General features: G+C 53.6%; 6 protein-coding genes and 1 pseudogene. All 7 read left to right on the forward strand.

Annotation, left to right across the window (positions count from 1 at the left end; translation table 11 throughout):
* Positions 1–978, forward strand: a 978-nt coding sequence (locus tag AC2D8P_RS16405) for a tyrosine-type recombinase/integrase (RefSeq protein WP_484703942.1), incomplete at its 5' end; no start/stop codon positions are given.
* Positions 975–1,895 carry a hypothetical protein gene (locus AC2D8P_RS16410; protein WP_484703944.1) on the forward strand — a complete coding sequence of 307 codons (921 nt, stop codon included), beginning with the start codon at positions 975–977 and terminating at the stop codon, positions 1,893–1,895. The genes AC2D8P_RS16405 and AC2D8P_RS16410, both read left to right, overlap by 4 nt.
* A 127-nt stretch (positions 1,896–2,022) precedes the next feature.
* Complete coding sequence (locus tag AC2D8P_RS16415; protein WP_484703946.1) at positions 2,023–2,232, forward strand: MerR family transcriptional regulator; 210 nt, start codon at positions 2,023–2,025, stop codon at positions 2,230–2,232.
* Entirely contained in the window at positions 2,232–2,423 is a 192-nt protein-coding gene (locus AC2D8P_RS16420; protein ID WP_484703948.1) for a hypothetical protein, read from the forward strand. Before AC2D8P_RS16415 ends, AC2D8P_RS16420 begins: the two co-directional genes overlap by 1 nt.
* A gap of 432 nt (positions 2,424–2,855) precedes the next feature.
* The gene (locus AC2D8P_RS16425) at positions 2,856–3,266 is read left to right on the forward strand and encodes a helix-turn-helix domain-containing protein (protein WP_484703950.1); all 411 of its coding nucleotides are present in this window, start codon (positions 2,856–2,858) and stop codon (positions 3,264–3,266) included.
* A 43-nt stretch (positions 3,267–3,309) separates the two neighbouring features.
* Positions 3,310–3,879 carry a hypothetical protein gene (locus AC2D8P_RS16430; protein WP_484703952.1) on the forward strand — a complete coding sequence of 190 codons (570 nt, stop codon included), beginning with the start codon at positions 3,310–3,312 and terminating at the stop codon, positions 3,877–3,879.
* A pseudogene (locus AC2D8P_RS16435) lies at positions 3,869–4,073 on the forward strand (hypothetical protein); the annotation flags it as partial. The gene AC2D8P_RS16430 and the pseudogene AC2D8P_RS16435, both read left to right, overlap by 11 nt.

Below are 4,073 nucleotides of genomic sequence, written 5' to 3' on the forward strand. Positions count from 1 at the left end.
CGGGAACGGGCGCTGGAATATCGGCGTATGGCCAAGTCTGGCCTGAACCCCCGATTTAATGCCGCTCAGGAAGTGCCCAATTTCGAAGAACTGAGCCGTCAGGTTCATATAGATCGCCTTCCCACTTGGAAAAATGCCAAGCACGCCCAGCAGTGGCTGAATACGTTGCGGGACTATGCTTTCCCCAAGATCGGGCGCATGCCGGTGGACAGTATTGATCAGCCTGAGGTGTTGATGTGCCTGTCGCCGATCTGGACCGGCAAACATGAAACGGCCAAGCGGTTAGCGCAGCGGATTAAGACGGTTCTGGATGTGGCAAAATCAAAAGGCTTTCGATCCGGTGAAAACCCGGTGATAGCCATTCGTGATGCCAAGGTTCTGCCAACGGTCAAGGCCAAGGTGCAGCATCTCGACGCCATGGATTGGCGGGATGTGCCGGCCTTTTATGCGGATTTAACAACCCGAAGTGCGATGGCAGCGAAGGCGCTAAGATTTACCATCCTGACAGCCAGCCGAACCTCTGAGGTGTTGGAGATGACATGGCCAGAGGTCGACTTTGACGCCCGGCTTTGGACGATCCCGGCGGAGCGTATGAAAACCGGGGCAGTCCATCGGGTTCCTCTGACAGATGAAATGCTGACGATCCTGGAACCGTTGAAGGCCATGGCATCTGACTATGTGTTCGAAGGCCAGCGACGCCATCAGCCCCTGTCCAACATGTCGATGCTGATGCTGTTGCGCCGGATCGGGATCAAGGGTGTTACCGTGCACGGGTTCCGCAGTTCCTTCCGCGATTGGGCCGCAGAGGCCACCAATGCCCCGCGCGAACTGGCGGAGGCAGCCCTCGCGCATCAGGTGGGATCAGATGTGGAGCGCGCCTACGCACGATCGGACTTGTTGGAACGGCGGCGGGAATTAATGGAGAGATGGAGTCGTTATTTGACGGGTGAAACCGGGCAAGTTGTGAGGGTTGGATGACTGACGAACCGAATGCAGAAGGCAATCTAAATGAAGGAAGGGGGTTGGTGAGTTATACTTATCGTCGAGACGCTGAAGCACAATTCGGCGCTGAAACGCTCGCTTCGGTAGAAACAGCGATTTGGGAAATGATAAAGGATTTGCCTGACCTCAATTTTTGTATCGTAGATCCGATGTGGTTAGGAAAACCTACCCGCCATACAAGTAAGTCTGAGTATCTGAACTATATTGATACATTGAAGAAAGTGAGCGACGCGAGCCGTGAACTAAATGAGGCTCTTGGCGAGTTGCTGGACTATTCGGACGATGAAAATTTACAGTGGCTCGGATTCTCGGAGGCACTGGATGACATATATTTCAAAGATCCCGAATACGCGGGCTCCAAGTCCGATTTGGTTCACAGAATGGTTGAGTATTATGGTTACGCTCAGTTTCTATTTGAAGCCACTGAGCGTACGAAGAAAACAGCTCACCATCATGCGGCAGAGCAGAAACCAGAGGGTGAGGAATATTGGAATTTACCTCACAGGGCACCGGACTACTACGCAAGATCAATCGCAGAACAGCTGGCTCATATTTATATAACCACCCATTTCACGCGCCCGAGCTTCGGAACCAACAACAATGTTCCGAGCACCAAATACGCAGTTGCTCTAGAAAAAGTGTTCAATTCAATAGGTATTACAACCGGAATTAGAGGGCCTGCAGAGTGGGCGATCTCGAAAATATCGGATTCATGGATTACGGAAATTGCAACGGCAAAAGAAGACAGAAAACGTCGGGGCGATACGATCCATTCGGTGCAGAGATTTTTAGATTTAAATCGCCCTCCTAGCCGCGCGGAGTTGGGAGATTTCGAAACGCTTTATAAAACGTTATCAGAAATTAAAAAATACCGAGGGGATAAAGGTATTTAAGGAGAAGTTTGTAGCCCAAAATATAAGCCCTATTTTAACGCCTCTTATCGCATTTTCAGAACTCTTTTAGCACCGCAGCACAAGTGGTTACTGAAAGCCATACAGCAACAGCCAAAAGGATTTGCGTATGGCAGAGATCTTCGACAGCAACCGAACCTATATGCTTGGTGATCCGGAACTGGATGTTCTGGGTAGCCGGGAAAAACTCGCGCAATGGCGGCACCGCAATGTCGGGCCCGCGTTTATCCGCATTGGCCGACGCATTGCTTATTATGGTGCAGACCTGAATGCCTGGCTGAATGCCCGGCGCATCGATCCTAGCAATGAGGTCGCGTAATGAAAAACCCCAACACCGTTCACGGTGCCGGGGCTTCTCTGCTGACATTGGATGCCAGACTAGACACCTCATCTGATGCCAGAAAACGTCTCCATCCCGCAACTGAAATCCGCAAGCGCTTCTATCTGTGCCCTGGCACGAACTCGGTGGAGCCCCTTCGCATTCGCAAGGGGGCCATCCAGTATGACTGAGTTGAAGCCAATCGAAATGCACCCAGATGATGCGGACCCAATGCATAGGTTGCCTTCATCTACGAGCCACCGCGAAAGCGCCGACGACTATCATTCGGTTATTATCCGGTCCGACAAATACCGGGTGATTATCTGCAAGGATAACCACCAGTGGATCATCCAGCGCAGGGCCGGTGTACGGTACGGCACGGCTCGGTGGGACAGTCTATCATACTGCCGGTGCCGCAAGACGCTTTTGCGGCTCTGGCCGGGCCTTCACGCAAGTGACGATGGCCCATGGCCGGCACTGGACCGCCTGCCAGCCACCTTCGGAGGTGACTGATGGCGCGTAAGAGGAAAGGCAAACGCTCTGATGATGGCCAATATGTGAATGTCCCCTACGCGATGCTAAAAAGCACCGCGTGGCGGTCTCTGTCGGGGAATGCCGTTCGCTTGTGGTTCGAGCTGCACACGCGCTTCAATGGCGGGAACAACGGGCAACTGTCTCTGTCGCTCAATGAAGCGGCCGAGCTGCTTGGGATGGGCAAAGCCACAGTGCAACGCGCGTATCAAGAACTGGAGGAGCGCGGCTTCCTGGTGAAAGAAGAAAAAGGCAACTGGTATCACCGCCGGGCACATCGTTGGCGGCTGACGACAAAGTTGATGCAGCGCGCCAAGGGCAAGGAAAGTGCAACCAATGAGTGGCGTCATTGGTGCCCTCAAAAAACAAAACGCGGTTCTGAAACGGACCCGTCAGGGTCCTCTGTGGTTCCATTTGAGAACCGAAGGGCCCCTCATGGTTCCAAATCAGAACCCGTCAGGGCCATTTTAGACCACTCCTTCGGTTCTGAAACGGAACACTAATAATAACCACTCCCCTGCAGGGCAGGAGAAAGGCAAGAGGCACATGGCAACTAAACCAAAGTCAAAGGCAGTTGATAAACAAAAGTCATCAAAGCCGAAGCAGAAGTTGGGCGTATCCCTCAGCGGAAGCCCGGAAACCGGACAGCAGGTGGCGCTCGGTGCAGAGGATGCGCTGAGAAGCATCTTCGGCACCAAGATCCCTGAAATGGCCGAAGCGCTGATGGGTCATTGCATCAAGGTTTTGAAAAACAATGAAGCCAGCGACGATTATCCCGGCAATGATGAACGAAACTTCATGCTGGCAGCGGTGGCAGAGATCCAGCCCCGCGACACCTTCGAGCGGATGCTGGCGGTTCAGATGGCGGCCACTCATGTGGCGATGATCCGGTCAGGCCGATGGCTGGCGCACACAGAGAATGTTGAACAGGTGAAAACGCACTATGCGGGCTATACGAAACTAGCCCGAGCTTATGTCTCCCAGATGGAGGCGCTTCGAAAGCACCGCACGGGTGGCAAACAGACCGTCACGGTTCAGCACGTGAATGTTGAGGATGGGGGTCAGGCGATCGTCGGCAATGTTGAGGCCGGGGGGAGGGACAAGAATGAAAGATGACACCAACCCCATGCAAAGCGCGCATTCGGCGCCAAGATGCACTGCGCGATCCAAGCGCTCTGGTCTTCTATGCAAAAATCCCGCCGTCCGCGGCTGGACCGCCTGTCGCATGCATGGCGCAAGGGGTGGTCATGGTGCAGGAAAAGCCAATCCCGCCTACAAGCATGGAATGAAGTCAAAGCAGTGGGTGGAGA

The sequence above is a fragment of the Roseovarius sp. YIN77 genome, from assembly GCF_057219155.1.